General features: G+C 67.9%; 32 protein-coding genes. 11 read left to right on the top strand and 21 right to left on the bottom strand.

What is annotated here, in order from left to right:
- The first annotated feature begins 9 nt into the window (after positions 1–9).
- Positions 10–585 (top strand): DUF1190 domain-containing protein, encoded by a 576-nt coding sequence (locus VK682_RS03885; RefSeq protein WP_230796134.1) that lies wholly within the window; start codon positions 10–12, stop codon positions 583–585.
- Positions 586–685: 100 nt separating this feature from the next.
- On the opposite strand, the gene VK682_RS03890 is transcribed toward VK682_RS03885, so the two are convergent.
- From VK682_RS03890 to VK682_RS03900, 3 genes are all read right to left on the bottom strand, one after another.
- A complete protein-coding gene (locus tag VK682_RS03890; RefSeq protein WP_089845045.1) occupies positions 686–949 on the bottom strand; it encodes a hypothetical protein in 264 nt (87 codons plus the stop codon).
- A gap of 63 nt (positions 950–1,012) precedes the next feature.
- Positions 1,013–1,369, bottom strand: a complete 357-nt coding sequence (locus VK682_RS03895) for a BON domain-containing protein (protein WP_230796133.1) — start codon at positions 1,367–1,369, stop codon at positions 1,013–1,015.
- A gap of 4 nt (positions 1,370–1,373) precedes the next feature.
- Positions 1,374–1,880: a COG4315 family predicted lipoprotein gene (locus VK682_RS03900; protein WP_230796132.1), complete on the bottom strand. Its 507-nt coding sequence runs from the start codon at positions 1,878–1,880 to the stop codon at positions 1,374–1,376.
- A 139-nt stretch (positions 1,881–2,019) separates the two neighbouring features.
- On the opposite strand from VK682_RS03900, the gene VK682_RS03905 reads away from it, so the two are divergent.
- Complete coding sequence (locus tag VK682_RS03905) at positions 2,020–2,178, top strand: hypothetical protein (RefSeq protein WP_230796131.1); 159 nt, start codon at positions 2,020–2,022, stop codon at positions 2,176–2,178.
- Here the strand turns inward: VK682_RS03905 and VK682_RS03910 are convergent.
- Both VK682_RS03910 and VK682_RS03915 read right to left on the bottom strand, forming a co-directional pair.
- Positions 2,175–2,687, bottom strand: a complete 513-nt coding sequence (locus tag VK682_RS03910; RefSeq protein WP_230796130.1) for a sigma-70 family RNA polymerase sigma factor — start codon at positions 2,685–2,687, stop codon at positions 2,175–2,177. The two genes, VK682_RS03905 and VK682_RS03910, sit on opposite strands and share 4 nt — an antisense overlap.
- Before the next feature lie 654 nt (positions 2,688–3,341).
- Positions 3,342–3,500 (bottom strand): hypothetical protein, encoded by a 159-nt coding sequence (locus VK682_RS03915; protein ID WP_324781476.1) that lies wholly within the window; start codon positions 3,498–3,500, stop codon positions 3,342–3,344.
- Between the two features lie 187 nt (positions 3,501–3,687).
- Between VK682_RS03915 and VK682_RS03920 the strand changes: the two genes are divergently transcribed.
- Complete coding sequence (locus tag VK682_RS03920) at positions 3,688–4,287, top strand: exopolysaccharide biosynthesis protein (RefSeq protein ID WP_324781477.1); 600 nt, start codon at positions 3,688–3,690, stop codon at positions 4,285–4,287.
- Positions 4,288–4,313: 26 nt separating this feature from the next.
- On the opposite strand, the gene VK682_RS03925 is transcribed toward VK682_RS03920, so the two are convergent.
- The 11 genes from VK682_RS03925 to VK682_RS03975 form a co-directional block, all read right to left on the bottom strand.
- Complete coding sequence (locus tag VK682_RS03925; RefSeq protein WP_324781478.1) at positions 4,314–5,162, bottom strand: SDR family oxidoreductase; 849 nt, start codon at positions 5,160–5,162, stop codon at positions 4,314–4,316.
- Between the two features lie 26 nt (positions 5,163–5,188).
- A complete protein-coding gene (locus VK682_RS03930; protein WP_089845054.1) occupies positions 5,189–5,545 on the bottom strand; it encodes a hypothetical protein in 357 nt (118 codons plus the stop codon).
- 54 nt (positions 5,546–5,599) lie between these two features.
- Positions 5,600–6,019, bottom strand: coding sequence for a glucose dehydrogenase (locus VK682_RS03935; RefSeq protein WP_230796123.1), 420 nt, complete (start codon positions 6,017–6,019; stop codon positions 5,600–5,602).
- 91 nt (positions 6,020–6,110) lie between these two features.
- The gene (locus tag VK682_RS03940; protein ID WP_230796122.1) at positions 6,111–7,049 is read right to left on the bottom strand and encodes a LysR family transcriptional regulator; all 939 of its coding nucleotides are present in this window, start codon (positions 7,047–7,049) and stop codon (positions 6,111–6,113) included.
- Positions 7,046–7,672, bottom strand: coding sequence for an aspartate/glutamate racemase family protein (locus VK682_RS03945; protein WP_089845056.1), 627 nt, complete (start codon positions 7,670–7,672; stop codon positions 7,046–7,048). Before VK682_RS03945 ends, VK682_RS03940 begins: the two co-directional genes overlap by 4 nt.
- Positions 7,669–9,123 carry a dihydropyrimidinase gene (gene hydA / locus VK682_RS03950; protein WP_230796121.1) on the bottom strand — a complete coding sequence of 485 codons (1,455 nt, stop codon included), beginning with the start codon at positions 9,121–9,123 and terminating at the stop codon, positions 7,669–7,671. The genes VK682_RS03945 and hydA overlap by 4 nt, the downstream gene beginning before the upstream one ends.
- Positions 9,120–10,049 (bottom strand): N-carbamoyl-D-amino-acid hydrolase, encoded by a 930-nt coding sequence (locus VK682_RS03955; protein WP_230796119.1) that lies wholly within the window; start codon positions 10,047–10,049, stop codon positions 9,120–9,122. Before VK682_RS03955 ends, hydA begins: the two co-directional genes overlap by 4 nt.
- Before the next feature lie 16 nt (positions 10,050–10,065).
- Positions 10,066–10,734 carry an amino acid ABC transporter permease gene (locus VK682_RS03960; protein WP_230796117.1) on the bottom strand — a complete coding sequence of 223 codons (669 nt, stop codon included), beginning with the start codon at positions 10,732–10,734 and terminating at the stop codon, positions 10,066–10,068.
- A gap of 8 nt (positions 10,735–10,742) precedes the next feature.
- Positions 10,743–11,414, bottom strand: coding sequence for an amino acid ABC transporter permease (locus VK682_RS03965; RefSeq protein WP_324781479.1), 672 nt, complete (start codon positions 11,412–11,414; stop codon positions 10,743–10,745).
- Positions 11,411–12,154, bottom strand: coding sequence for an amino acid ABC transporter ATP-binding protein (locus VK682_RS03970; RefSeq protein ID WP_230796388.1), 744 nt, complete (start codon positions 12,152–12,154; stop codon positions 11,411–11,413). The genes VK682_RS03965 and VK682_RS03970 overlap by 4 nt, the downstream gene beginning before the upstream one ends.
- A gap of 94 nt (positions 12,155–12,248) precedes the next feature.
- The gene (locus tag VK682_RS03975) at positions 12,249–13,109 is read right to left on the bottom strand and encodes a transporter substrate-binding domain-containing protein (protein WP_230796113.1); all 861 of its coding nucleotides are present in this window, start codon (positions 13,107–13,109) and stop codon (positions 12,249–12,251) included.
- Positions 13,110–13,459: 350 nt separating this feature from the next.
- Here VK682_RS03975 and VK682_RS03980 point away from each other — a divergent pair, with 350 nt between their 5' ends.
- The 7 genes from VK682_RS03980 to VK682_RS04010 all read left to right on the top strand — a co-directional run bounded on the left by VK682_RS03980 (position 13,460) and on the right by VK682_RS04010 (position 19,415).
- A complete protein-coding gene (locus VK682_RS03980) occupies positions 13,460–13,873 on the top strand; it encodes a VOC family protein (RefSeq protein WP_089845068.1) in 414 nt (137 codons plus the stop codon).
- Positions 13,874–13,898: 25 nt separating this feature from the next.
- Complete coding sequence (locus tag VK682_RS03985) at positions 13,899–14,825, top strand: dihydrodipicolinate synthase family protein (RefSeq protein WP_230796111.1); 927 nt, start codon at positions 13,899–13,901, stop codon at positions 14,823–14,825.
- A complete protein-coding gene (locus VK682_RS03990; protein WP_230796109.1) occupies positions 14,825–15,574 on the top strand; it encodes an SDR family oxidoreductase in 750 nt (249 codons plus the stop codon). The genes VK682_RS03985 and VK682_RS03990 overlap by 1 nt, the downstream gene beginning before the upstream one ends.
- 140 nt (positions 15,575–15,714) lie before the next feature.
- Positions 15,715–16,215 carry a YciE/YciF ferroxidase family protein gene (locus VK682_RS03995; RefSeq protein ID WP_230796108.1) on the top strand — a complete coding sequence of 167 codons (501 nt, stop codon included), beginning with the start codon at positions 15,715–15,717 and terminating at the stop codon, positions 16,213–16,215.
- 288 nt (positions 16,216–16,503) lie between these two features.
- Entirely contained in the window at positions 16,504–18,837 is a 2,334-nt protein-coding gene (locus VK682_RS04000; RefSeq protein ID WP_230796107.1) for a pyrroloquinoline quinone-dependent dehydrogenase, read from the top strand.
- 97 nt (positions 18,838–18,934) lie between these two features.
- Positions 18,935–19,171, top strand: a complete 237-nt coding sequence (locus VK682_RS04005) for a hypothetical protein (protein WP_230796106.1) — start codon at positions 18,935–18,937, stop codon at positions 19,169–19,171.
- 43 nt (positions 19,172–19,214) lie between these two features.
- Positions 19,215–19,415, top strand: a complete 201-nt coding sequence (locus VK682_RS04010; RefSeq protein WP_089845078.1) for a hypothetical protein — start codon at positions 19,215–19,217, stop codon at positions 19,413–19,415.
- 61 nt (positions 19,416–19,476) lie between these two features.
- Here the strand turns inward: VK682_RS04010 and VK682_RS04015 are convergent, their stop codons facing one another.
- From VK682_RS04015 to pdxA, 5 genes are all read right to left on the bottom strand, one after another.
- Entirely contained in the window at positions 19,477–19,986 is a 510-nt protein-coding gene (locus tag VK682_RS04015) for a superoxide dismutase family protein (protein WP_230796105.1), read from the bottom strand.
- Positions 19,987–20,076: 90 nt separating this feature from the next.
- Entirely contained in the window at positions 20,077–20,319 is a 243-nt protein-coding gene (locus VK682_RS04020) for a hypothetical protein (protein WP_230796104.1), read from the bottom strand.
- A complete protein-coding gene (locus VK682_RS04025) occupies positions 20,316–20,492 on the bottom strand; it encodes a hypothetical protein (RefSeq protein ID WP_230796103.1) in 177 nt (58 codons plus the stop codon). The genes VK682_RS04020 and VK682_RS04025 overlap by 4 nt, the downstream gene beginning before the upstream one ends.
- A 66-nt stretch (positions 20,493–20,558) precedes the next feature.
- Positions 20,559–21,398, bottom strand: a complete 840-nt coding sequence (locus VK682_RS04030) for a DUF6635 family protein (RefSeq protein ID WP_230796101.1) — start codon at positions 21,396–21,398, stop codon at positions 20,559–20,561.
- 80 nt (positions 21,399–21,478) lie between these two features.
- A complete protein-coding gene (pdxA, locus tag VK682_RS04035; protein ID WP_230796100.1) occupies positions 21,479–22,450 on the bottom strand; it encodes a 4-hydroxythreonine-4-phosphate dehydrogenase PdxA in 972 nt (323 codons plus the stop codon).
- A 166-nt stretch (positions 22,451–22,616) separates the two neighbouring features.
- Between pdxA and VK682_RS04040 the strand changes: the two genes are divergently transcribed.
- A complete protein-coding gene (locus tag VK682_RS04040; RefSeq protein WP_324781480.1) occupies positions 22,617–23,657 on the top strand; it encodes a four-carbon acid sugar kinase family protein in 1,041 nt (346 codons plus the stop codon).
- Positions 23,658–23,711: the final 54 nt, after the last annotated feature.

The following is a 23,711-nucleotide window of genomic DNA, read 5'->3' on the forward strand; positions in this document are numbered from 1 at the left end:
AGGAGAGACATGAGAAAACGTTCCAGAACCGTGGCCCTTGCCATTGTCGGCGCCGCCTCCTTTGCGCTGGCGGGCTGCCGCGAGGAACAGGTGGATGCGCAGGCCTTTCCCGATCTGGAAAGCTGCCGCGAGGCGTCGACCACGGGCGGGCTGTTTTCGGTGGAGGACTGCAACACCGCCTTCGCCGAGGCGGAGGAGCTGCATGTGGAAACGGCCCCGCGGTATGACAGCCTGCAGGTCTGCGAGGAACAGCATGGCGAAGGCGCCTGCGGCAGCGAGGCTCAGGCGACCAGCGGCGGGTCGGGCGGCATCTTCATGCCGCTGCTGGCGGGCTACCTGCTGGGCAACATGCTGGGCGGGCGCGGGATGGGCGCGCAGCCGATGTATCGCTCTGCCGACGGGCGCTTCACCAATGCCAATGGCGCGGCCTTTTCCAGCAATACCGGCCGCGCCAAGATGGGCAGCGGCATCTTTGCCCGCCCCGCCACCACCGTGGGCAAGCCGCCGATGACCCGCACCACCGCCGCCTCGCGCGGGGGGTTCGGCAGCACCGGCGGATCGCGCGGCATGGGCTTCGGCGGCTGAACCCGGGCCGGGCCGGGCGGTGTCACGGCGCCCACCGGAGTGCGCACAGCAGACAGGGCGACGCCGCGCGCCGCCCTGTCCTGTCTTGCGGGTCTGTCGGTCAGTTATCCGGGTTGGCGGGCGGATCGATCGGCTCCACCTCTTCGACCGGGGCGGAGTCGGGCACGTTCACGTCGCCGTCCTGAGTTTCCGTCGCGGTCGGGCTTTCGGTGGCGGGGCTCTCATCCTCGGGGGCCGTGGCGACCTCTTCGCCCACCCAGTAAAGGATGATGCCGACGCCGAAACACACCACCAGCAGGATGCCCAGAAGCGGGCCCCAGTGGCGTTTGGTCTGCTTTTTGGTATTGGTGTCCGGAGCGGACATGGAAAATCTCCCATCTTTTTCTGAAGCGCCCGCAGGCGCGGGGGGCCGGGGCGGCGGGCAGGGTCAGCCCGTCACGACCAGCTGGTTCTCGACCGTCAGCACCCCGGCCACGGTTTCGGTGACCGCGCAGGACAGCGTGCGCTGGAATTCCCGCGGCACCTGTCCGGTCAGCGTCACCACCCCCTGACGCAGCACTACGCCGATCCGGCAGCCTGCAAGCCGCCCCTCTGCCGCAAGGGCCGCGGAAATCGCCTCGTGCAGATCCGCATCGGTGGGCTGATCGCGCGGGGGATAGACCGGCGGATCGGGCAGGATGGGCTGGCGCACGCCGTAATATCCCTCGGGGCGGCTGGGTTCGGCCAGATCCGACCGAACGCGGCGCAGTTTGGGATCGTCGGGGGTGTCCTGAGCATCGGTCATGATGTCATCCTTCGATCATCTCGTCCGCGTCGCCGTGTTCCGGCATGGTGGACGAGCGGACCAGACTGCCATCGGGGCGCACCAGCGCCCACCAGCCGCCATAGCTGAAGATGCCCTGCCCTTCGGGAGCCTCGCCCAAGATATCGCGGTGGAACTGGAACAGGGGCTGGTCGGCATAGGTCAGCACGTTGACGCCGCGCCATGGCTTCGTGTCCACCAGCGCGGCCTCGATGCCCTCGCCGAAGCTGGGCTCGCCCTCGGTCACCAGCAGCGGCCAGTCCTGCAGGCAGCTGGCCCCGCAGGAGGCGAGCGGATCCTCGTCATCGCCGCCGCTGCCCTTGGTGAGCATGGCATAGACCGGGCGACCGTCCGGCCCGACAAGATGGGTGCCGTCCGCCTCGCTGGAAGCAAGCGACAGGGCGGGGGTCGGCTGCGCGAGGGCGGGAAGCGCGGTCAGGGCCAGAAGGCCGGTCAGCAGGGAAAGGTTGCGGAAAGACAGAACGGATGGCATTGGACAGCTCCTTGTCTGGATGAACCGGAAACAAATCCGCCGCTCCGATGTTCCCAGACCTGCGTGCCATCTGCCGCGGGCTTGCTGACCGGCCCCGGCGCTGCCCACGCTCCCCGCCGTTACCCGAAAGGAACAGCGCATGACCGAGCCCCGCAAAACGCCCCGCACAGGCCCGAGCCAGGATCAGTTGATGGCCCTGCACCTTCAGGGCCTGCGGCAGAGGCCGGTCCCCGCCCCGCTGCTGGAGCTCGCCCTGCGGCTGCAGGCCCTGCTCAGAGACGCGGAGCGGAGCGGCTAAAGCCGCTCCGGCACCTTTTCGCCCAGTTCTTCGATCACCATGACGCGAGCCCGGTTCACCCGGCTCTTGATGGTGCCGATGGCCACGCCACAGATGTCGGCGGCGGTCTCGTAGCTTTCTCCCAGCATCACCACGAGGATCAGCGTCTCGCGGTAATGGCCGGGCAGGCGCGAGATCGCGCTCATCAGTTCGCTGCCCCGCAGCGCCCATTCCTGCGTGCTGGGGACCGAGGCGGTGCCGGACACGCAGTCCTCGCCGCCGGGGCGTTCGCGCTTGGTCTTGACGATCTCGTTGTAGAACGTGTTGCGCATGATGGTCATGAGCCACGCGCGCAGATTGGTGCCGGGGCGGAACCGGTGCACATTGGCGATGGCCTTGGTCAGGGTTTCCTGAACCAGATCATCAACATCCTGATGGCGGCGGGTAAGCGTCCACGCATAGGCACGCAGGGCCGGGATGTAGCTGATGACATCCTCGGAAAACAAGGTTTGGTCAGTCTGGGTAGACATATCAGCTCCAGTGTTCACTCCTTGCGGGGGCAGAGACGGTGCAGGCAGGAACCGGACCCGCTCCGGCCCGCGCGGCGCGACGGAGGAGGGGCAAAGGGACGGTTGATCCCACCTGCCGCGACTGACCCCGGAGGGAGAGGTGCGGGCAACAGGATACGGGTCTGGGGCGATAACGATGTCGCTTGTGGCAGGATCGTAGGTCCGTGCACCACCGGGTCAAGGCAACAGCCCCACCCCGCCGGGGGATGCCGTTGCGGAACCGGCAACAATGCCCGCGCCACGGTGACGGGCGGGACTGGCCGCCAAGATCATTTGTCGCAACGTCCTCAGCGGGTAAGCGGCTGCGGCACCTGTGTGCCATGGCAGTGCGGCGCTAATGCGGCGGGAAACCGCCACCCCCGCGCAGGTTCTGTCCGCTGACGGACCCCGGCGGATTTCCGCAGCCGCGCGGCAGGGCCCCGTCAGGCAGAAAGGTCGGGCTGACCTCCATAATTCGATCATCTGTCACCCCCGTTCAACTTGAAGACGAGCGGGGCAAACAGGAGTGTGCGGCCTTTGTTCCAGCACAATTTCAGGAAATGCGCAAAACCGACAGATTTTCTGTGCCGCTGCGGCTTTTCGGCAGTCTGTGCCGCGCCGCGCGGGCGGGATGGGTCAGTCTTGGCCGGCGGGTTTGCGCAGATGAACCTGCAGCTGCCGGGCAAGGTCCAGCAGGCGGTCGGGCACGTCTTCTTTTGCGATCGCCTCAAGCTGGCGGTTCAGCTCGACGTCCAGAACGTCGGGGGCGGGCTTGGTCAGATGAGGGTTTGTCATGGCGGCATGGTCCGTCTTTAGTGCGCAAGCCCAACTATTACGCAGGTCCGGCGGCAGCGGATCACTCGGGCCTCGGCGGGGAGCGATCTTTTTCCGGATCCGCTGTGGAATCCCACCGCTGCGCGCGGGAACAGGACCCGTCCCGGTTGGTTCAGGACAGAGCCCTCCCCCGCATGACGGAGCCGTTATGACCGATCCGAACCGCCAGTCCCCCGACAGCCCCACCACCCTGCGGGGTGTGGTCGACCGCCTGCACGATGCCGCCAACAAAGAGGAAACCTCGCTGAATGACGTGGTCGAAGGCTTGGGCCATGCCTCTTTCGTGCCGGTGCTGCTGGTTCCCGCGCTGGCGGTGGTCACGCCGCTGTCGGGGGTGCCGCTGTTTTCCAGCACCTGCGGCATCCTGATCGCGCTGATCGCCGGGCAGATGCTGCTGGGGCGGCGCCACCTGTGGCTGCCGCGCTGGATCATGAAGCGCCGCGTGCCCTCGGACAGGCTGCGCAAGGCGGCGGACAGCCTGCGCAAACCGGCGGACTGGCTGGACGCGCATACCGGCAAGCGGCTGAGCGTTCTGGTCAGGCCGCCCATGGACCGGCTGCTGCATCTTGCCTGCGTGCTGTGCGGCATCGCCATGCCGGTGCTGGAACTGGTGCCCTTCACCTCGTCGATCCTTGGCGCCGCCGTGGTGCTGCTGGCAATGACGCTGCTGGTGCGCGACGGGCTGCTGGCGCTGCTGGCGCTGGCGGTGATCGGGGCTGCGGTCTGGGTCGGGGTGCAGGTGGTCTGAGACCACCCGCCCCCCCCCCGCGTGGGTCAGTCCGCCACGGACGCGCCGCCATCGGGATGCAGCACGTGGCCGGTCATGTAGGATCCATCCTCGCAGGCCAGAAACAGCACCGAAGGCGCCACCTCGTTGGGCTGGCCGGGGCGGCCAAGCTTGGTGCCCTGACCAAAGCTCTCCACCTTGTCGGGCGGGAAGGAGGCCGGGATCAGCGGCGTCCAGATCGGCCCTGGCGCCACGCCATTGACCCGGATGCCCCGGTCCGCCAGCTTGGAGGCGAGCGCGCGGATGAAGGACAGGATCGCGCCCTTGGTGGCGGAATAGTCGATCAGCAGATCCTGCCCGCGATAGGCGGTGACAGAGGTGATGCCGATGATCGACGCGCCCTGTTTCAGATGCGGCAGGGCTGCCTGCACCATGAACATCTGGCCGAAGATGTTGGTGCGGAAGGTCGCCTCGATCTGCTCTTCGCTCACATCCTCGAAATGCTCCTGCGCGTGCTGTTCGGCGGCGTTGTTCACCAGCACGTCCAGCCGCCCGAACCGGTCGATCACCTGCCGCACCGCATCGACGCAGACGGCGCGCTGGCCGACATCGCCCTTGATCGCCAACCCCTCGCGGCCTTCGGCGCGGACCGCCTCAAGGGTCGTGTCGGCGTCGCGATCTTCGGACTTGTAAAGGATGGCCACGTCCGCGCCCTCGCGGGCGAACAGCACGGCGCTGGCGCGCCCGATGCCGGAATCGCCCCCGGTGATGATCGCCACCTTGCCGGAAAGCCGCCCCGAGCCGGGATAGCGCGGGGTGAATTCGGGCGCGGGGGACATCTCGTGCTCCAGCCCGGGCTGCTGGTCCTGCACGCGGTTGTCGGAATATTGGGTCATTATCTGTCTGTCCTTTCGGGTTGAGGTCAGGATCCGCCCATCAGGTAAAGCGCCACGGCGACCACGATCACCGCGACCGCAGCCCACGGCATCCACGCCGGATGGCGCGAGCGCTGCAGATCGGCGGGACCGGCCTTGTCGGTCTCGGCCACATGCTTGGCGGCACCCTTGGTCGGGCCATGCGCGGTTTCGGCGGCTTTGGCGTGGCGCAGCTGCGCCGGATCGACGCTGTTGGTGCCCGCCTCGTCATCGGTGCCAAGCGGCGCGGCGGAGGGGTCGCTGAAATCGACCTTGTCGCCGGTTTCCCCGCGGTCGATGCGGTCGCGCAGGCGCGCGGCCTCGCCGCCCGCCGGGCGGGCGGGCTCATTGTCGGATTGGGCCATTGGGCTGTCCTTTCTGGGCAGGAAACGCGCGGGCGGGCGAAAAGGCTCCGCCGGTCAGCCCGCAATATCCGCGCGACGGGTCGACTGCGGGCGCGCGCGCAGCACCGGCAGGGTCAGCAGCACCAGCACCAGAATGACCGTGGGCGCCACCAGCCGGGGCACCTGCGCCCAAGGCTCCAGCCCTTTTTCCCACAGCGCCCAGACCACGGTGAAGGCATAGGTGGCAAGATAGACCCACAGCGCCATCATCGAGGCATTGAGCAGGAACCATGCCGTTAGGCAGAGCCCCAGCCCGGCCACGGCGTAATACCAGCTGCCGCCCAGCGTGATCAGCCAGATTCCGCCGCCAAGGATGGCCACGCCAAACAGCGCCAGCACGATGGCCAGAAGCACCGTCGCGACATAGCCGCCCCCTTCGGCCCGGGAGCCGGTCTGCCAGCCCTCGGTGCTTCGTCTTGATCGCAGATCGGTCATTCTGTCCTCCTTCGCAGCGGGATCGGTGATCCTCGGAACAGGACAGGGGCGCGGATGTTCCCGCGCGGCGCAGCTTTTGGCCGGGACAGGATCAGCCGGGCAGCGGCGCTGTGCCCGCGCCCTGCGCCAGCTGGCGGCGCAGTTCCTCCATGAAGCTCAGCAGCAGGCCGGAATGCGGCACGCCCTTGCGGGTGATCATCGAGGCGCGCACCTCGCAGGCGGGGGCGAAGGGGCGCGAGACCAGACCCCGGCTCAGATAGGGTTCGGCGGAATAGGGATCGACCACGGTGACGCCCATGCCTTCGGCCACCAGTGCGGCGGCGGTCTGGCAGTAGCGCACCTCGATGCCGGGATGGTAGGTGCCGCCGCCCTGCGCAAAGCCCTTGGCCACCAGCCGCCCCAGCTGCGAGGCCTGATCGATGCCGACGATCTGCCGCCCCGACAGGGCTGCGGCGGTGACGAAGGGCTGCCGCGCCAGCGGGTCATCCCCGGGCAGCAGCACGATCATCTGGCTGCGCTGGATCAGTTCGGAATTCACCGTTTCCAGCCGTTCGGCATTCAGCACCATGCCGATATCGGCCTGCCCGGTCTGCACCGCGTCCAGCACGTTTTCCAGCCGCCGCACGTCATAGCTGATGGTCACCTCGGGGCGGGCGGCGTGAAAGGCGCGCAGCGCGCGCGGCGCCAGCGAATAGCCCAAGGGCGGGGTCGACATCACCCGCAGCCTCCCCACCTGCCCCGACCGGATGTCCCGCGCGCGGGTGGTGAAGGCGCGCAGGATGCCGAAAAGCGGGCGGATTTCCTCGAAGAGGTCATTCGCCTCCCCGGTGGGGGTCAGGCGGCGGCCCGTGCGTTCGAACAGCGCAAAGCCCAGCTGATGCTCCAGCTGGCGCAGACCCGCCGAGACGGCGGGCTGCGAGATGCCCAGAAACTCCGCCGTCTCCACCGTGGTGGTGCAGCGCATCATGGCGGCAAAGATCTCGAGCAGCCGCAGCGACACATCCGGCAGATCCGCCGGACGTGTTCTCACGACACGGCACCCAGCGCCATGGCCGCCCCCGCCATCACCGGATCGATGATGGCGACGCCGATCTCGGCCTCCAGCCGCGCGCGGATCGGCGCCATGCCCGCGCAGCCCAGCACGATGGCGCCCGCCCCCATGTCGCGCAGGCGCGCCGCCGCCTCCAGCACTTCGGCATAGACCGCCGGATCGCGGCCCGAGGCTTCGGCAGAGACGCCCGAGAGCGGCAGTTCGCCCGCCAGCCGCGCCTCTACCCCCATCTGGCGGATCTTGCGCAGGTGGCGGGGCACGGATTTTGGCCCCAGCGCCACGATGCCGAAGCGGTCGGCGCGCGCGAGCGCGGTCAGGATGCCCGCCTCCTGAATGCCGATCACCGGGCGGCGGGTCAGGCTGCGCGCCAGATCAAGCCCGGGGTCAGAAAAACAGGCGGTGACATAGGCCAGCGCCTCCTGCTGCCGCACCAGATCGGCGACCCCCAGCCCGGCCCGCGCCACGTCTTCTTCGGTGGCGATGGTGGCGGGCTGGTCAGCCAGATCGCAGACGCGGAAATGATCGCCCAAGGGCGCCAGGGCCGTCGCGATGCCGTCGGTGACCGCGCGGGCGGAATTGGGGTTGATGACAAGGATCTTCATCGCAGCACCGTTCCGAAATTCTGTGCGGGGTCGAATTCCGGCGCAAGATAGCCCTGCCTGCCACGCGGATCCACGGGGGCCCGGCCAAAGAACCGCCCCTGCCCTTCGCGCGCCTTCAGGCTGCCATGCTCCACGATCACCTCGCCGCGGGTCATCACGATCTCGGGCACGCCCTGCAGCTCCATCCCCTCGAACGGCGTGTAATCCATGTTGTCATGCATGTCGGCCTGCGTCACGACGCGCCGCGTCTCGGGGTTCCAGATCGCGATGTCGGCATCCATGCCGGGGGCGATCCGGCCCTTGGTTGTGCAGCCGAAGGTGCGCGCGGCATTGGTCGAGGACAGCGCCACGAACTGCTCTGCCGTGATGCGGCCCTTGACCACGCCTTCGGAAAACAGCCACGGCAGGCGTGCGGCGATGCCGGGCATGCCATTGGCGATCTTGGGGTAAGGCGCATCGGCACCGTTCAGGAACTTGCCCGTCTCGTCAAAGCGATAGGGCGCGTGATCCGAAGACACGCTTTCAAACGTGCCCTGCGCGATATGATGCCAGAGTGCCGCCTGCGTGTCGGCCCCGCGCAGCGGCGGGGAGCAGATGAACTTCGCGCCCTCCATGCCGGGGCGGTCCAGATCGTCACGGGTGAGCGCCAGATATTGCGGGCAGGTTTCGGCAAAAAGCCGGGCACCGTTGAACTTTTCCTGCCGCACGATCTCGGCGCCGCGGGCGGTGGACACATGCACGATGAACAGCGGCGCATCCACCAGCTTGGCCAGCTGGATGGCGCGGTGGATCGCCTCTTCCTCGGCCAGTTCGGGGCGGGAAATGGCGTGATACTTCGGCGCGGTCAGCCCGCGCGCCGCCAGCTGCCGGTTCATCCATTTGACCATGTCGTTGTTTTCGGCATGGACCATGGTGATGGCGCCATGGGTCCGCGCCACGGTCAGGATGTCGAGCATGCCGGCATCACCGAGGTTCATCAGATCATAGGTCATGAAGACCTTGAAGCTGGTGATGCCCCGGGCAAAGGCGCGCGGCAGCTGGTCCTGCAGCACCTCCGGCGTCGGGTCGGAGATGATGAGGTGATAGCTGTAATCGATGACCGACCGCGCGCCGCGCGCGTCATAGGTGGCGATGACCTCATCCACCGACTGGCCGCGATGCTGCGCGGCAAAGGGGATGAAGCTGGAATTGCCGCCAAAGGCCGCCGAAATGGACCCCGACAGGTAGTCATCCGCCGACATCACGCCCGCCGAGCTTTCCTGTGCGATATGGGCATGGGCCTCGATCCCGCCGGGCAGCACCAGCCGCCCGCCCGCGTCGATGCGGCGCGCGCCGCCCTCGATCCGCTCGGCCACGGCGGCGATGCGGCCCTCTGCGATGCCGACATCCCCCTGAAACTGCCCCTCCGCGGTGACGACGGTGCCGCCATGGATGACTGTGTCGAATGTCATTGCTGCGGCTCCTTGACCCCGGTCTGGCTGGCGATCAGGCCATAATGCTCGATCCGGCGGTGCGCTGCAAAGTTGAACACGGTCGATTTGCCAAAGGCGCATTTGTCGAAATCCGCCTCGGCCACGATCAGCTCGTCACCTTCGCCGGTGGCGCGGGCCAGCACGAACCCGTCCGGATCCACGATGATCGAGCCGCCGATCATGTGATTGCCGTCTTCCATCCCGCATTTGGCCACGGCGATGGCATAGGTGGAGTTCTGGTAGGCCCCGGCGCAGACCGACAGTTCATGATGATAAAGCCGCTTTTCCAGCCCTTCGGTCTTGGACAGGTTGTTCTGCGACGGCGTGTTATAGCCGATGGAGACCAGTTCCACCCCCTGCAGCCCCATGACCCGCCAGCTTTCCGGCCAGCGCCGGTCGTTGCAGATCGCCATGCCCATCAGCACGTCCTGACTGCGCGCGACGTTGAAACCGGTATCGCCGGGCAGGAAATAGCGCTTTTCCAGATGCTGGTGGGTGCGTTCGGGTTCATACTCGGCATGGCCGGGCAGATGGGTCTTGCGGTAGGTCAGCACGATCTCGCCTTCGGGCGAGACGATGACCGAGGTGTTGAAATGCTGCCCCTCGGGGGTCAGTTCGCAATAGCCGAAGGTGAAGCCCATGCCATAGTCCCGCGCCCGGTCGAACAGCGGCTGCGTGGCGGCATTGGGCATCTCCGTCTCGAACCAGTGGTCGAATTCGGCGCGGTCCTCCACATAGAAGCGCGGAAAGAAGGTGGTCAGCGTCATCTCGGGATAGGCCAGAAACTTGACCCCCTGCGCATGGGCCGCGTCCATCAGCGCGATCATCCGCGCCACCACCGCCTCGCGGCTTTCCGCTTTCTGGATGCCGCCGATCTGCGCGGCTGCGATCATCATTTTTCTCATGGTAGGTCCTTTCGGGTCAGGTCACGGCAAGGCCGCGCTGGTAGCGCGAGATCACGCGGACCAGCGGCCAGAGCACAATCAGGTACATGCCCGCCGCAAGCACCAGCGGCGAGGCGTTATAGGTCACAGACCGCGCCATGTTGGCGGAATAAAGCAGCTCCGACAGCGACACGACCGAGGCGAGCGAGGTCAGCTTCACCACCTCCACCGTGTTGGACAGAAGGTCGGGCAGCACGTTGCGCACCGCCTGCGGCAGCACGACAAAGCCCATGGTCTGCGCGGGCGACAGGCCGGTGGCGCGCGCGGCCTCGGTCTGGCCCTTGGGCACGGCATTGATGCCCGCGCGGAACACTTCGGCGAAATAGGCGGAGTTGTTGAGGAAAAACGCGATCACCACCGCCATGAAGGGCGTGAGCCGGAGCCCCGCGAAGGGCAGGCCGGAATAGACGAAGACCAGCAGCACCAGCGGCGGCAGCGCGCGGAAGAGGTCGATGAAGACCACCGCGCTCCAGTGCAGAGCCGCGTTGCGCGACAGGGCGGCCAGCGCCAGCGCCAGCCCCCCCGCCAGCCCGGCCACGATCACTACCGCGCAGAGCTGCAGCGTGGTCACCGCCCCCTTGAGCAGCAGGGGCAGCGCCTGCGCCATGATGTCGAGGTTGAAGAAGGTGTAGATGAAAGTGTCCATGCCGCCTCTCAGGTCGCGTAGTGATAGCGCCGCTCGATCCGGTGCGAGGCGATGACGGCGGGGATGAAAAGGACCAGATAGGCGATGGCGGCCATGGTCAGCGGCGTGGCGGATCCGGAAAAGCTTTGCGCCGAGGAAGAGACCGACAGGATCTCCTTGACCCCGATCACCGAGCCCAGGGCGGTGAGCTTCGTGGTGGCCAGCACCCGGTTGACCAGCGGCGGGATGCCCCGGCGCGCGGCCTGCGGAAAGGTGATGAAGACCAGCGTCTGCGCCTTGGACAGGCCCGTGGCGCGCCCCGCCTCCCACTGGCCGGCGGGGATGGCGGTCAGGCCGCCCCAGAAAATCTCCTCGGCAAAGGCGGTCAGCACGGCGGACAGCACGAGATAGAGCACCATCCAGCCCGACAGGTTCAGCCCCAGCGAGGGCATGCCGAAGAACAGGATCAGGATCAGCACCAGCGGCGGCAGCGCCCGCATCACATCGGCAAAGACGATGATGAGGAAGTTGACGGGACGGATCCCCGCCACCCGCAGGCAGGCCAGCGCCGCACCGCAGAGGATGCCGGTGACGATGGTGGCCACGGCAAGGCCCAGCGTGACCCCCATCGCCGCGATCAGGTCGGGCAGGTAATTGGCGATGACCTGCCCGTTGAAGAAGGTGTCAAGAAACCGCATCATTCCGCCTCTGCCGGGTGAGAGACGCGGGAGAGGAAGGCGCGCAGCCGTTCGGATTTCGGCGCGCCGAAAATCTGTTCGGGCGGGCCTTCCTCGACCACCACGCCGCCATCCATGAACACGACGCGGTCGGCGGCCTCGCGGGCGAAGTCCATCTCGTGGCTGACCACCAGCATGGTCATGCCCTTGCGGCGCAGATCCTTCATCACCTTGAGCACCGAGCCCACCAGTTCCGGATCAAGCGCCGAGGTCGGCTCGTCAAAGAGCATTACCCGGGGGTCGAGCGCCAGCGCCCGGGCGATGGCCACGCGCTGCTGCTGGCCCCCCGACAGTTCGGCGGGCATCGCTTCGGCCTTGTGGCGCAGCCCGACCTGATCGAGCATGTCGAGCGCGCGCGCCTCCGCCTCGGGCTTGGGCCGTTTCAGCGCGCGCACCTGTGCCAGCATCACGTTTTTCAGCACCGACATGTGCGGGTAAAGATGGAAGCCCTGAAACACCATGCCGACCTTCAGCCGCATCCGGTCCAGATCGCGGCGCGGAATGTCGGTGATGCGCGCGCCTTCGATCATGATGGCGCCGCTGGTGGGCTCTTCCAGCCGGTTGCAGCAGCGCAGCATGGTGGATTTGCCCGAGCCCGAAGGGCCGATGACGAAGACAAGCTCGCCCTCGCGCACCTTCAGGTCGATGTTCTTCAGCACCTCGGTCTGGCCGAAACTTTTTCCGAGGGCGGTGATTTCCAGCATCATGCGGGGAGTGGTCATGCCTGTCGCCTGTCCTGCGCTTCTGGTGGGTGGCTTTGGGGACGGGGGCGCGCGGCCCCCGCCCCGGGAGGAAAGATCAGAAGGTGCAGGTGACCTCGTGGGCGGTGTCGTCATAGCCGCTGACCCCCGGCGTGCCGTAGCCCGGCGTCGGCGTCACGATGGTTTCACCCGCCGCAGGGGTCAGGCCGAACCATTTTTCCGACAGCGCTGCCATGGTGCCATCGGTCTTGAGGCATTCCAGCACGCTGTCGATCAGGTCGCGCGTGGCCACGTCATCCTTGCGGAAGGGCAGGCCCCAGACCAGACCGGTGGCGTATTCGTAGGAGAGCGCGATCTGCGGGTTCTTCTGCACGGCCCATGCCGACACGGTCGCGCCCGCCATGTTGGCATCCGCCCGGCCCGAGGTCATGGCCTGAATGGCATCGGTGTTGGTGCCGAAGGCGACCACGGTCCAGCCCATCTCGGCGGCGCGTTCGGTCAGGAAGCTTTCATAGACCGAGCCCTTGTTGACGGCGATGGTCAGGCCCTTGAAATCCTCGAGGCTGTCGAAGCCTTCGGCCTCGGATCCCTTGGGCACGGTGAAGCGGAAGTTGGTGTCCATGAAGCCTTCGGTGAAGAGCAGGTTCTGCGCGCGCTCTTCGGTCACCGTGGTGGGGGCGACGAGAAAGTCATAGGTGCCCGCCTGCAGCGCCGGGATCAGGCCGGAAAACTGCGCGGCGGTCACTTCCATGGGCACGCCGAGCTTTTCGCCAATGGCGGCGGCCAGATCGACGTTGAAGCCTTCGACACCGCCGGACATGGTGGGCATGGCATGGGGGGCGAAGGTGCCGTCAAGCGCGGTGCGATAGCCTTCGGGCTTGATCTGCGCGAGTTCGGCGGCGGCGGCACCGGTCAGCGCGAGGCTGGCGGCGGAGGCGAGGAGGAGGGATTTCAGCATGGGAGGATCCTGTTGGTTGCGTCTGTCGGATCACGTTCTGAAGCGTGTCCTGCTTTTCAGAAGCCACCAGCGGCGCCACTTTTCCAGTATAGAACAGGATTATTATAAAATTATCAATATAAGCACAGATTATAGGACGACCTCCGGTGCGGTGCCGCAGCTCTGCGGTGCTTTTCACCCATGCTGTTGATTTGTTTAACGGAAACGGGGTCTGAAGCCCCGCTTTTTCTGACCTCCGTCATGGCTCTGCGGCGGGCCGAGGGCGGAGGGGCCGCTCTTTACCGCCGAAAGGCAGTGCGTAAGGAAAAGGCAGAACCGCCGCGATCTGCGGCCCTCATGAAGGATTCCCGATGACTTCCCTGTTCCATCTTGCGCTGCACGTCACCGATCTGGACGAGACCCGCGCCTTTTACGGCGAGGTGCTGGGCTGCACCGAGGGCCGGTCCACCGACACATGGGTCGATTTCGACTTTTTCGGGCATCAGCTGTCGTTTCATCTGGGCACGCCCTTTGCCACCACGCGCAGCGGGCGGGTCGGCGATCACATGGTGATGATGCCGCATATGGGCGCGGTGCTGCCGCTGGCGGACTGGATGGCACTGGCCGCCCGGCTGGAGGAAAAAGGCGTGGCCTTCGACATCCCGCCGGTGATCCGCTTCGAGGGCGAGCCCGGCGAGCAGCGCACGATGTTCTTCTTCGACCCTTCGGGCAATCCCATCGAGATCAAGGGTTTTGCCGATTTCGACGGGCTTTTCGCCAAATGACCCCCCATCCGCAAAGGAGAGACCCATGGCCCTGCTGACGGAAGACGCGCGTGGCGTGTTCGTGATTTCGGTGACGCCCTTCCACCCCGATGGTTCGATCGATGTTGAGAGCCTCGACCGGGTGACCGATTTCTACATCGAAAAGGGCGCGACCGGCCTCACCATCCTTGGCATGATGGGCGAGGCTCCGAAGCTGACGCAGGCCGAATCCCGCGCCGTGGCGGAGCGGGTGATCGCGCGGGCCGGCGATCTGCCCGTGGTGGTGGGCGTGTCAGCGCCCGGGCTTGCCGCCATCACCGAACTGTCGGCGGCGGTCATGGACATGGGTGCTGCCGGGGTGATGATCGCCCCGCCCGGCGGGCTGCGCACCGATGCCCAGATCACCGGCTATTATGCCCAGGCCTGTGCCGCGGCAGGCGACGGCGTGCCGGTGGTGGTGCAGGATTTCCCGCTGGCCACCGGGGTCAGCATGGATGTGTCCGTGCTGAACCGCATCGTCGCCGATCTGCCGCAGGTGGTGATGCTGAAGCACGAGGACTGGCCGGGCCTGCCCAAGATCACCGCCCTGCGCCGGGCCGAGGCGGCGGGACAGCGCCGCATCTCGATCCTCTGCGGCAATGGCGGCATCTTCCTGCCCGAAGAGATGCGCCGGGGCGCCGATGGCGCGATGACCGGCTTTGCTTTTCCGGAAATGCTGCGGCAGGTTGTGGATCTGTGCGCCGCGGGCGACATGGACCGCGCGCAGGACATCTTTGACGCTTATCTGCCGCTGGTGCGCTATGAGCAGCAGCCGGGGGCGGGGCTGGCCGTGCGCAAATACGTGCTGGCCAAGCGCGGCGCCATCGCCTCGGCGGCGCTGCGCCATCCCGGCGCCCTGCCCGCGCCGGAAACCGTGGCGGAGGTGGAGCGCCTGCTGGCGCGGCTGGACACAAGATTGAAGGAGCTGGACTGATGGATTACGGACTGAGCGGCAAACGCGCGCTGGTGCTGGGCGGCAGCCGGGGGCTGGGCGCGGCCTGTGCCGCACTTCTGGCCGCCGAAGGGGTGGAGGTGCTGGCCGCCTCGCGCTCGGGCAGCGCCTCTGGCGCGGGCATCACCGGCGTGGCGCTGGATCTGGCCGATGAGGCGGCGGTGTCGGACATGGCTGCGCGGCTGGCGGACGCGCCGGTGGACATCCTGATCAACAACTGCGGCGGCCCCAAGGCGGGGCCTGCGCGCGGGCAGTCGCCGCAGGCATGGCGTGCGGCCTTCGACGCCATGGCCACCCCGGTGTTCCGGCTGACCGATGCCGCCCTGCCGGGCATGGAAGCGGCGGGCTGGGGCCGCATCGTGACCATCGGATCCTCGGGGATCGAGGTGCCGATCCCGGCGCTGGCGCTGTCCAACGGCGTGCGCGGCGCCATGGCGGGCTGGTCCAAGACGCTGGCGGCAGAGGTCGCAGCACGGGGCATCACCGTCAACATGGTGCTGCCCGGGCGCATCGCCACCGACCGTCTGGCCGAGCTTGACGGCATCAAGGCCGAGAAATCCGGCCAGTCGATGGAGGAGGTGCAGGCCGCCTCGCGCGCGACCATCCCCGCCGGGCGGTATGGCCGCCCCGAGGAGTTCGCGGCGGCGGTTGCCTTCCTGTGTTCGATGCAGGCGGGCTACATCACCGGATCCATGATCCGCGTCGATGGCGGCATGATCCGCAGCCTCTGAACCTTGACCGGGGGAGCCTGTCTTCCCCGGTTGTCCGGACTGGCGCGATTTTCCCGGAACAAACTGCCGCGCCCCCTGTTGCAGAGGCCATGAAGCGGACACCGGTCGACGGCCCGCCCCCAAGGAAAGGGATCAGGTTCATGGCTCTGTTTTCCAAAGACATCAAGACGATGGAAGATCTTTACCTGCATATGCTGCAGGACATCTACTATGCCGAGATCCAGATCGAAAAAACCCTGCCCAAGATGATCGACAAGGCGTCCGAAGGCTCGCTGCGGGACGCCTTCCAGTCGCATCTGCAGGAAACCCGTGGTCATGTCGAACGGCTGGAACAGGTCTTTGACATGATCGGCGAAAAGGTGAAGGGCACCACCTGCCCCGCCATCGACGGCATCATCAAGGAAACCGAGGAAGTCTCGGGCGAGATCGCGGATCAGAACGTGCTTGACGCGGCGCTGGCCGCTGCGGCGCAGGCGGTGGAGCATTACGAGATCACCCGCTACGGCACCCTGATCGCATGGTCGCAGGAACTGGGCCGCGGCGACTGCGCCACGCTGCTGAAGCAGACGCTGAGCGAGGAACACGCGGCGGATGAAAAGCTGAGCGATCTGGCGGAAGCCCGGCTCAACAAGGCGGCCTGACGCCGCCCGCGCACCGCGCGGCAAGCCCCCGGTGCGCCCCGACTTCCCCGAAGGCTGCGGTCGACCTCAGCCGCAGCATTCGGGGGCAGCAGCGGTCTGCTCCGCTCTCCGGGCAGGCCGCCACGCGACCCGCCGTCGTGTTTCGCCGATGACACCCCTCAGCACGGCGGCGGCGCGGGACCGGCAGGACGGATCCGGCATGCGCCGGACGTCCGGACCGGTCCCGCATCCCCGATCCGGGGCGGCGCGCGTTCCGCCCGGTCCGACCCGCATGAAAGGAAAGATCAGATGATATTGCGCAACCCCGCCCCGCGTCCCGCCATGCTCTGGCTGTCGACGGGGCTTGTGGTGCTGGGGATGACCGCAGCGCCGGTGTCAGGGCAAGAGGCCCCGACCCCGGAGACCGGCACTGCCGAGTCGCCGGAGCAGAGCCCGCAGGATCAGGCGCCCGCCGATCTGGTGCAGGAGCCCCCCGCAGAAGACGCGCCGGACCCCGCGCCTCCGGCAGCGGAAGAGACCCCGGCAGAGCGCGCCCCGACAGCCCCGCCCGCAACACAGGAAACGCAGGCCCAGCCCGCCGAGGAGCCGCCCGCCCAGCTGTCGCCGGATGCGTCCGAAGCGCAGACGCAGGCGCAGCCGCTGCCCGATAGCTTTCTGGAGCCGGTCGAGCCGCCGCAGGGCACATCGCGTGCCCGCGCTGCCGCCGACCTGCCGCGTCAGGCCTCGGAAGACTGGCCGTTCTGGGGGGGTGGCGCCGATGCCACCCGCTATTCGCCGCTGGACCAGATCACCCGCGACAATGTCGGCGATCTGGAACGGGCCTTTGTCTACCGCACCGGCGACATGCCGGAGGGCACGGCGATGGGGAAATATTCCCCGGAAACCACGCCGCTGAAGGTGGGCAATGATCTGCTGATGTGTTCGGCGATGAACGTGCTGATCTCTGTCGATGCGGCGAGCGGCGAGGAAAACTGGCGCTTTGATCCCGGCGTGCCGAACGAGGCCATCCCGTATGGTGCCACCTGCCGCGGGGTGGCGATCTGGACCGATCCCGAGGCGGCGGAAGGTGATGCCTGCGCCACCAAGGTGGTTCAGGGCACGCTCGACGCCAAGCTGGTGGCGGTGGATGCGGCAACCGGCGATCCCTGCGTGGAATTCGGCGAAAACGGCACCGTCGATCTGTGGCAGGATCTCGGCGAACGGGTGCCCGGCTGGTATGCCGTCACCGCCCCGCCCGCCATCGTGCGCGGCATCATCGTCACCGGCGCGCAGGTCAAGGACGGTCAGGCCGAGGATGCGCCGTCCGGCGTGATCCGGGGCTATGACGCCGTGACCGGCGAGCTGGCCTGGGCCTGGGATCTGGCCGCCCCCGAAGAGATGCGCGACGGCCCGCCCGAAGGCGAGGTCTATACGCGCGGCACGCCCAACATGTGGACCACCGCCGCGACCGACGAGGATCTGGGGTACGTCTATCTGCCGATGGGCAATTCCTCGGTCGATTATTACGGCTCCAACCGGTCCGAGGCGGAAAACGACTATGCCACGGCGCTGGTGGCGCTGGATGCCACCACCGGCGAGGCGGTCTGGCATTTCCAGACGGTGCGCAATGACGTGTGGGATTACGATCTGGGCAGCCAGCCCACGCTTCTGGACTACGACGGCACCCCCGCCATCCTGCTGCCGTCGAAACAGGGCGACATCTACATCCTTGACCGCGAGACCGGCGAGCCGCTGACCCCGGTGGGCGAGCTGAGCGGACTGCCGAAAGGCGAGGTGGAGCCGGATTACATCTCCGACACGCAGCCCACCTCGGAATGGCACACGCTGCTGCAGCCGCCCTTGGAGGAAAAGGACGCGTGGGGCTTCACCCCGCTGGACCAGCTCTGGTGCCGGATCCAGTTCCGCCGCGCCAATTACGAGGGCTTCTATACCCCGCCCTCCAGCGAACGTCCGTGGATCCAGTATCCCGGCTATAACGGCGGATCGGACTGGGGATCGGTGGCGCTTGATCCCGAACGCGGCGTGCTGATCGCCAATTACAACGACGTGCCGAACTACAACCGCCTGATTCCGCGCGAAGAAGCGGACGAGCGCGGGCTGCAGCCCATCTATGCCGAAGAGCAAAGCGAAGGCAGCGGCGACAATGCCGAAGGGGCGGGCGATCCGCAGGTCGGCTCCCCCTATGCCATCGAGGTGAACGCAGGCTGGCGCAGCGAGCTGACCGACATGCCCTGCGTGGAGCCGCCCTATGGCGGGATCCGGGCCATCGACATGGCCACCGGCGAAACGCTGTGGGACACGCCCATCGGTACCGCGCGGCGCAACGGGCCGTTCGGAATCCCGTCGATGCTGCCCTTCAAGATCGGCACGCCGAACAATGGCGGGTCGGTGGTCACGGCGGGCGGTCTGATCTTCATCGCGGCGGCCACGGACAACCTGTTCCGCGCCATCGACATCGAGACCGGCGAAACCGTCTGGAGCGACGTGCTGCCCGCGGGCGGGCAGGCCAACCCCATCGCCTATGAGGTGGATGGCAAGCAGTATGTGATGATCGCGGCCACCGGGCATCACTTCATGGAAACGCCCATCGGCGATTATCTGATCGCCTATGCGCTGCCCTAGGCGCCTTTCTCCAGGCGGCGCCCTGCCGCCGGGAACTTATGGCGCGGAGGCTGGTTGTCTTTCCAACACCTTCCCCCATCCACGACAGGAGACACAGATGTGCGAGGCGGCGCGCCCCATCGATCCCGACGCGATCCGCAGCTGGGCCGACGCCCGCGCGAAGGTACTGGACAGCCGCGCGGGCGGCCCGCTGCCCTGCGCGGTCAACCTGCCGAAACCAGAGCCGGAACCGCTCGACTGGGACGCCTTCTTTGACATCTTCGCCGATCACTGGATGGCCAAGTTTTACCGAAACCAGACCGGACGCGACGACCCCGCCCTGCGCGAGGGCTGAGGCTACGGCCCGTCTGTCCCGGTCACTCCTGAAAGGACAAGACATGCTGCCGAGACTTTTCCTTGTCGCCGCCGCCTTCGCGGGGGGATGGGCGCTTAGCCGCAGGGCAGAGCGCCGCGATGCCACGCCGGATGTGCGCGATGCGGGCACCAGCCAGATGCGCAACCCGCCGCAGACCTGGGACCAGCAGGACGAACGGTCGGACGAATCCTTTCCCGCCAGCGATCCGCCGGGCACCTACTGACTGTCGGAACCACCGGGCGCCGCAAAAAGGGCGGAGGCATCTGCCTCCGCCCTTTCTTATGTCACTCGCGTTCTTCGAAAACGCCGCAGCCGATCCGGTCGCCCGCATCGCCCGCAGGCTGGCTTTCGTAATCATCGACACCGCCGTGGATGACAAAGGCGGCGCCATCTTCGTCCAGCAGATCACGCTCCACCTCCAGCCGCGACAGGAAGACCTCGGCCTCGCCGGATCCGTCCGCCTTCACCGTCAGGTTGGGCATGTCGCCCGGATGCGGCCCGTCTTCGGACAGCACGCCATGGCTGTGCTCGCCCGCGATATGACCCCCGGCAGAGCTGAAATCCTCTGCCGAACAGTCGCCGGTTTCGTGCAGGTGCACGGCCAGCACGCCTTCGGGCAGGTTGACAAGCGTCAGCGTCGCCAGCGCCATGCCAGAGGGCGTGTCGGCCACGCGCACGGCGCCCAGATCGTTGCCCTCGCGGTCCTGCACCTGAGCCGTGGCTTCGGCGGCGTGAACGGCGGGGGCAAGCAGCGCAAGGCTCAGCGCTGTGGCGGCGGTGGTCAGGATTTTCATGATGTCCTCCTTGGTTGCTGCGCCATCGCGGCGCCTCCCAAGGAAAACCCGTCCGGCGGCGCGATGTTCCCATCCGCCACCGCACCGGCGTCAGTCGCGGCGCCGCGCCTCGGTCAGATGCCGGATCTCGGCCAGTTCGTCGGCAAGGCTCAGCGACAGGGCGGCGCTGTCGTCGGGCAGCACGCCCGGATCCTCCTGCCCGTCCTGCAGCACGGAGCGTTCGGCCAGCCACAGCGTCAGATCATCCCGCGCCTGAGGATCCAGCGCCGCCACCAGCCGCGCCAGCAGGCGGCGATGCGCCAGCAGCCGTCCTTCGATTTCCGCCTCGGTCATGCCCGGCCCCCTTGCGCCTGCGGCAGCCGGTCGGGCGGCAGTTCCGGGGGCGGCGGCGGTGTTTCCTCGGGGGGCGTTGCCGGGGGCACCTCGGCGGGCGGCGTCTCTGGCGGCATCTCCGGGGGCGGGGTCGGCCCCTGCGCGCTGAGGGAAGGCAGGATCTGCGGGCGCATGGCGCTCTCCTTCTGGAACATGTCCGGACAGAACCAGCGGGCCGGGCGAATGTTCCGGTGGCAGGCTCAGCCGCGCAGCGCCCGCCACAGGCTCAGCGCCAGATCCGACACATCGCCAAGCCGTGCCGCCAGATGTTCCCGCGCCAGCCCCTGCCCCGCGCCTTCGGTCCGGTCGAGCCGGTCCAGCAGCCGCATCAGGCGGCGGCGATGGGTGCCGGTGGCGCGCTGCACCGGATCGGCCAGCACGCCTGCAAAGGTGGTCACCAGCGAGGCCAGCATCGCCAGCGCCACCCCGGTCAGCACCACCTGCCATGGCGGCAGCGTCACCGGGAAGGCGGCGTAATACATCCGCCCCAGCCCCTGCCCCAGCGGAAAGCCCGCGATCGCCTCCGCCTCGGCGCGCAGGGTGGCGATGGGGCCCGCCAGCGACAGGATCCCCGGCGTGGCCGAATGGAAGACCGCATAGCCCGACACCAGCACCAGCAGGGTGGTGGTCATCTCCGACACGGCGCTGCGCACCCCGGCATAATCCTGCACCGCGCGGCTCACCGCCTGCGGCGAGGCGGCCACCCCCAGCCCCCGCGCCTGCAGATCGTCCAGCAGCCCCTGCACCTCGGCGGCGACGCGGCGTGCCACCTGCGTTTCCAGCAGCACCTGCCGCGCCAGCAGAAAATCGGCCAGCCGGTGCAGCCGCAGCGCCATGGCCAGCATCGCCAGAAGCCGGGTCATCAGGAAGACCGGCGCCAGCACCACATTGGCGGGCGCGCGCAGCAGATCGGCACCGAGCGCGGCGCGGTGCAGCCGCAGCGTGCCGCGCAGGCCGAAGTGACGGCGCACGAAATCGCGCACCACGGCCTGCCGTGCGGCGACAAGACGGCTGCGGTCTTCCCCGGTCTGATCACGCACCTGCCCGGCTCCTTCTGCCACGCCGCAAAGATAGGGCCTCTGCCGCGTCGCGGGAAGCCGTCAGGCGCACGGGCCCCGGTTCAGCGGGCGGCGCGGGTCATGCGCGTGGCGTAATCCAGCGCAGAAAGCATGTTGCCGTGATTGGCCCGGCCCGTGCCCGCGATGTCAAAGGCGGTGCCGTGATCCACCGAACAGCGGTCGATGGGCAGGCCCAGCGACACGTTGACCGCCGTATCAAACGCCACCAGCTTGATGGGGATATGGCCCTGATCGTGATATTGCGCGATCACCAGATCGAACGCCCCCTGATAGGCGCGGTGATAGACGGTATCGGCAGAGATCGGCCCCACCACGTCGATGCCTTCGGCCTGCGCGGCCTTCACGGCGGGCACCAGCGCCTCGTCATCCTCGGTGCCGAAAAGACCGTTTTCGCCGCAATGCGGGTTGATCCCCGCCACGGCAAGGCGCGGCGCCTCCAGCCCCATGCGCAGCAGATGGCGGTGGCCGGTGCGGATCGTCTCCAGCACGCGCTCGGGCGTGGCCCGGGCGATGGCGTCGCGCAGCGACACGTGAGTGGACACATGCACCACGCTCAGCCGTTCCGAGGCGAGCAGCATCCACGACGACCGCGACCCGGTCAGATGCGCCAGCATCCCGGTATGGCCGTCATAGTGATGACCGGCGGCGTTCAGCGCTTCCTTGTTGATGGGGGCGGTGACGATGCAGGCCGCCTGCCCGTCGAGGCTTTTCTGCACGGCGCGTTCGATGAACCGGAACGAGGCCTCGCCGCAGGCCGGATCCAGCACGCCGAACCGTCCGGGCAGCCCCGCCACCGCCACATGCTCCACCCGGATGCCGTCGCCGGAGGCGTCGGGATCCAGCAGCGGCAGGCTGACGCCGCTCACCTCTGCCGCGCGGGCCAGCGTGTCGCGGTCGCCGATCACCAGCGTTGCCGCGCGGGTGGCCGCGTCCCGCTCTGCCAGCGCCTTGACGGTGACTTCGGCGCCGACCCCGGAAGGATCCCCCATGGTGATGACGATTGGTGTGCTCATGGCAGCCTCCCTGCGGCGATGTCGCGCGGACCGTAGCCTATGGCCCCTCCGGGCGCAACTTGTGCCAAGGCCTTCGGCTCTGCCCGCTAACCCCCTGTGACTTTGCACTTTATGCGACAAAGCCGGACGTGCTACGGAGGATCGCAAAGCTGGATCGGGGGGCCGGATGCCGCATGTTCTTATCGTTGCCGACGATCTGACCGGCGCACTGGACAGTTCCGTGGCCTTTGCCGCGCCGGGCCGCCGCGTGGTGGTGTCGCTGCGCCCCGACGCGCTGCCCGCCGCTCTGGCCCGGAACGCGCAGGTGCTGGTGCTGACCACCGCCAGCCGCGAGATCGCCGCCGATGCCGCCCGCGCCCGGACCGAAGCCGCGCTGACGGGGCTTGATCTGGCCCGGATCCCGGTGGTGATGAAAAAGGTCGACAGCCGCCTGAAGGGCAATACCGCCGTGGAATCCGCCGTGCTTGCCACGGCGATGGCACCCGGGGCCTGCATCGCCTGCCCCGCCATTCCCGACATGGACCGCGTGGTGAGCGGCGGCGCGCTGACCGGCATGGGCGTGGCCGCACCCATCGACGTGGCGGCGCGGTTCGACCTGAAGGTGGAGGTGCCCGACACCCTGACCGAGGCCGATCTGGACGCGGTGGTCAGCGCGGCGCAGGGGCGCCCGCTCTGGATCGGGGCGCGGGGTCTGGCGCGGGCGCTGGCCCGGCAGCAGCCGCACCCGCCCGCCGAGGTGCCGCCGCTGGAGGCGCCGCTGCTGATCGCCAGCGGATCGCGCGATCCGGTGACGCTGGCGCAGATGGACGCGCTGCGCGAGGCGATGACCGTGCATCTGGCCCCCGACGGAGCGGTGCCGCCGCTGCCCGAAGCGCCCCGCGTGGCGCTGAGCATCAGCGACGGGGCGGGCGCACTGACTGGGGCGGAGGCGGCGCGGCGCTATGCGCAGGGCCTGCTGGCGGCCTGCGCGACGCTGCGCCCCAGAAGCCTGCTGGTCTGCGGCGGCGAGACCGCGCAGGCGCTGCTGGACGCGCTTGGCATCGACTGTCTGGAGGTGCTGGCCGAACTGCGGCCCGGCCTGCCGCTTTGCCGGATCGTGGCACCCTGGGGGCCGGTGCTGCTGGTGACCAAATCGGGCGGCTTTGGCGGACCCGGCCTGCTGCACGACATCGCGACCAGCGCGGCGGCTGAAGTCAGCCGGGGATAAGCCCCCGTCCCCGGCGGCACAAATCCGCGCCCGGCACGGGCAGCGCGCCTGATG

This window comes from Salipiger marinus, assembly GCF_035481585.1.
Lineage (GTDB): Bacteria > Pseudomonadota > Alphaproteobacteria > Rhodobacterales > Rhodobacteraceae > Salipiger > Salipiger marinus.

What these genes read in the sequence shown, in the direction of transcription:
- VK682_RS03885 (WP_230796134.1), top strand. Translation starts at nt 10, where the DNA reads ATGAGAAAACGTTCCAGAACCGTGGCCCTTGCCATTGTCGGCGCCGCC.
- VK682_RS03890 (WP_089845045.1), bottom strand. Translation starts at nt 949, where the DNA reads ATGTCCGCTCCGGACACCAATACCAAAAAGCAGACCAAACGCCACTGG.
- VK682_RS03895 (WP_230796133.1), bottom strand. Translation starts at nt 1,369, where the DNA reads ATGACCGATGCTCAGGACACCCCCGACGATCCCAAACTGCGCCGCGTT.
- VK682_RS03900 (WP_230796132.1), bottom strand. Translation starts at nt 1,880, where the DNA reads ATGCCATCCGTTCTGTCTTTCCGCAACCTTTCCCTGCTGACCGGCCTT.
- VK682_RS03905 (WP_230796131.1), top strand. Translation starts at nt 2,020, where the DNA reads ATGACCGAGCCCCGCAAAACGCCCCGCACAGGCCCGAGCCAGGATCAG.
- VK682_RS03910 (WP_230796130.1), bottom strand. Translation starts at nt 2,687, where the DNA reads ATGTCTACCCAGACTGACCAAACCTTGTTTTCCGAGGATGTCATCAGC.
- VK682_RS03915 (WP_324781476.1), bottom strand. Translation starts at nt 3,500, where the DNA reads ATGACAAACCCTCATCTGACCAAGCCCGCCCCCGACGTTCTGGACGTC.
- VK682_RS03920 (WP_324781477.1), top strand. Translation starts at nt 3,688, where the DNA reads ATGACCGATCCGAACCGCCAGTCCCCCGACAGCCCCACCACCCTGCGG.
- VK682_RS03925 (WP_324781478.1), bottom strand. Translation starts at nt 5,162, where the DNA reads ATGACCCAATATTCCGACAACCGCGTGCAGGACCAGCAGCCCGGGCTG.
- VK682_RS03930 (WP_089845054.1), bottom strand. Translation starts at nt 5,545, where the DNA reads ATGGCCCAATCCGACAATGAGCCCGCCCGCCCGGCGGGCGGCGAGGCC.
- VK682_RS03935 (WP_230796123.1), bottom strand. Translation starts at nt 6,019, where the DNA reads ATGACCGATCTGCGATCAAGACGAAGCACCGAGGGCTGGCAGACCGGC.
- VK682_RS03945 (WP_089845056.1), bottom strand. Translation starts at nt 7,672, where the DNA reads ATGAAGATCCTTGTCATCAACCCCAATTCCGCCCGCGCGGTCACCGAC.
- hydA (WP_230796121.1), bottom strand. Translation starts at nt 9,123, where the DNA reads ATGACATTCGACACAGTCATCCATGGCGGCACCGTCGTCACCGCGGAG.
- VK682_RS03955 (WP_230796119.1), bottom strand. Translation starts at nt 10,049, where the DNA reads ATGAGAAAAATGATGATCGCAGCCGCGCAGATCGGCGGCATCCAGAAA.
- VK682_RS03960 (WP_230796117.1), bottom strand. Translation starts at nt 10,734, where the DNA reads ATGGACACTTTCATCTACACCTTCTTCAACCTCGACATCATGGCGCAG.
- VK682_RS03965 (WP_324781479.1), bottom strand. Translation starts at nt 11,414, where the DNA reads ATGATGCGGTTTCTTGACACCTTCTTCAACGGGCAGGTCATCGCCAAT.
- VK682_RS03970 (WP_230796388.1), bottom strand. Translation starts at nt 12,154, where the DNA reads ATGCTGGAAATCACCGCCCTCGGAAAAAGTTTCGGCCAGACCGAGGTG.
- VK682_RS03975 (WP_230796113.1), bottom strand. Translation starts at nt 13,109, where the DNA reads ATGCTGAAATCCCTCCTCCTCGCCTCCGCCGCCAGCCTCGCGCTGACC.
- VK682_RS03980 (WP_089845068.1), top strand. Translation starts at nt 13,460, where the DNA reads ATGACTTCCCTGTTCCATCTTGCGCTGCACGTCACCGATCTGGACGAG.
- VK682_RS03985 (WP_230796111.1), top strand. Translation starts at nt 13,899, where the DNA reads ATGGCCCTGCTGACGGAAGACGCGCGTGGCGTGTTCGTGATTTCGGTG.
- VK682_RS03990 (WP_230796109.1), top strand. Translation starts at nt 14,825, where the DNA reads ATGGATTACGGACTGAGCGGCAAACGCGCGCTGGTGCTGGGCGGCAGC.
- VK682_RS03995 (WP_230796108.1), top strand. Translation starts at nt 15,715, where the DNA reads ATGGCTCTGTTTTCCAAAGACATCAAGACGATGGAAGATCTTTACCTG.
- VK682_RS04000 (WP_230796107.1), top strand. Translation starts at nt 16,504, where the DNA reads ATGATATTGCGCAACCCCGCCCCGCGTCCCGCCATGCTCTGGCTGTCG.
- VK682_RS04005 (WP_230796106.1), top strand. Translation starts at nt 18,935, where the DNA reads ATGTGCGAGGCGGCGCGCCCCATCGATCCCGACGCGATCCGCAGCTGG.
- VK682_RS04010 (WP_089845078.1), top strand. Translation starts at nt 19,215, where the DNA reads ATGCTGCCGAGACTTTTCCTTGTCGCCGCCGCCTTCGCGGGGGGATGG.
- VK682_RS04015 (WP_230796105.1), bottom strand. Translation starts at nt 19,986, where the DNA reads ATGAAAATCCTGACCACCGCCGCCACAGCGCTGAGCCTTGCGCTGCTT.
- VK682_RS04020 (WP_230796104.1), bottom strand. Translation starts at nt 20,319, where the DNA reads ATGACCGAGGCGGAAATCGAAGGACGGCTGCTGGCGCATCGCCGCCTG.
- VK682_RS04025 (WP_230796103.1), bottom strand. Translation starts at nt 20,492, where the DNA reads ATGCGCCCGCAGATCCTGCCTTCCCTCAGCGCGCAGGGGCCGACCCCG.
- pdxA (WP_230796100.1), bottom strand. Translation starts at nt 22,450, where the DNA reads ATGAGCACACCAATCGTCATCACCATGGGGGATCCTTCCGGGGTCGGC.
- VK682_RS04040 (WP_324781480.1), top strand. Translation starts at nt 22,617, where the DNA reads ATGCCGCATGTTCTTATCGTTGCCGACGATCTGACCGGCGCACTGGAC.